This is a genomic window from Variovorax glucosi (assembly GCF_051216695.1).
GTDB lineage: Bacteria > Pseudomonadota > Gammaproteobacteria > Burkholderiales > Burkholderiaceae_C > Variovorax.
In genome coordinates this window covers 1-1,516 of record NZ_JBPJZE010000067.1, presented here as the reverse complement: position 1 = coordinate 1,516, position 1,516 = coordinate 1, and the positions used below count along the sequence as shown (strand labels likewise).

Annotated in this window: 1 protein-coding gene; it reads left to right on the top strand. The window is 68.7% G+C overall.

The window, feature by feature from the left end; all coding sequences use genetic code 11:
• Positions 1–1,516: ATP-dependent helicase (locus ACSFA3_RS22900; RefSeq protein WP_435507753.1), on the top strand; the 1,516-nt coding region annotated here is incomplete at both ends.

Here is a 1,516-nt window from a genome sequence, read left to right as displayed (position 1 = left end):
CCGGCCAGGTGGCGGCCCGGGTGCTCGGCCTGCGCTCCGAGGCGGCGCCGGCGCTGCCGTGGGCTGGCACCTTCCACGGCATCGGCGCCCGGCTGCTGCGCGAGTACGCGGCGCAGATCGGGCTCGACGAGAACTTCACCATCCACGACCGCGGCGATGCCGAAGACCTGATGGGGCTGGTGCGTCACGAGCTGGGCCTGTCTTCCACCGTCAATCGTTTTCCGCGCAAGGGCACATGCCTGTCGATCTACTCGCGCTGCGTGAACACGCGCGCGCCGCTGGCCGAGGTACTGAAGGAGGCCTTTCCCTGGTGCGACGAATGGGAGGCAGAGCTGAAGAAGCTGTTCGGCGCCTACGTAGAGGCCAAGCAGCGGCAGAGCGTGCTCGACTACGACGACCTGCTGCTCTACTGGGCCGAGATGGCCGCCGAGCCCGCGCTGGCCGCGCACGTCGGCGGGCGCTTCGACCACGTGCTGGTCGAAGAGTACCAGGACACCAACCTGCTGCAGGCTTCGATCCTGCGGGCGCTCAAACCCGATGGGCGCGGCGTGACCGTGGTGGGAGACGACGCGCAGTCGATCTATTCCTTTCGTGGCGCGACGGTGCGCAACATCCTCGACTTTCCGTCGCAGTTCACGCAGGCCGCGCGCGTGGTCACGCTGGAGCGCAACTACCGCTCGACGCAGCCGATCCTCGATGCCTCGAACCGCGTGATCGCGCATGCGGCCGAGCGGCATGCCAAGACGCTGTGGACCGACAAGCCCTCGGCCGGCAAGCCGCTGCTGGTGCTCGTTCCCGACGAAGCGGGGCAGGCGCGATGGGTGGCCGACAAGGTGCTGGCGCACCGCGAGGGCGGGCTCGCGCTGAAGTCGCAGGCGGTGCTGTTCCGCACCTCGACGCACAGCGCGGCGCTCGAGCTCGAGCTGGCACGCCGCAACATCCCGTTCGTGAAATTCGGCGGGCTCAAGTTTCTCGAAGCCTCGCACGTGAAGGACCTGCTCGCGGTGCTGCGCTTTGCGCAGAACCCTCGTGGGCGCATGGCGGGTTTTCGCGTGACGCAGTTGATTCCGGGCATCGGCCCCGTCACGGGCTCGCGCCTGCTCGATGCAATGGACCAGGCTGCCGACCCCGCCGCGGCGGTGCGCGAGTTTGTACCGCCTTCCGCGGCACGCGCGCAGTGGGCCGACTTTGCCGAGGCCTACGCAGCCTTGCGCGCACCCGCGCTGAAGTGGCCGGCCGATGTCGAACTGGCAATGGACTGGTACCTGCCGCACCTGGAGCGGCTGTACGAAGACACCTCCGGCGTGCGGCGCGCCGACGTGGAACAGCTCGCGCGGCTCGCGGCCGGGTATGCCTCGCGCGAACGCTTCCTCACCGAACTCACGCTCGATCCACCCGAAGCCACCAGCGACCGCCCTGGGCCGCCGCTGCTCGACGAGGACTACCTGATCCTCTCGACCATCCATTCGGCCAAGGGGCAGGAGTGGAATTCGGTGCACGTGCTCAACGTGGTCGA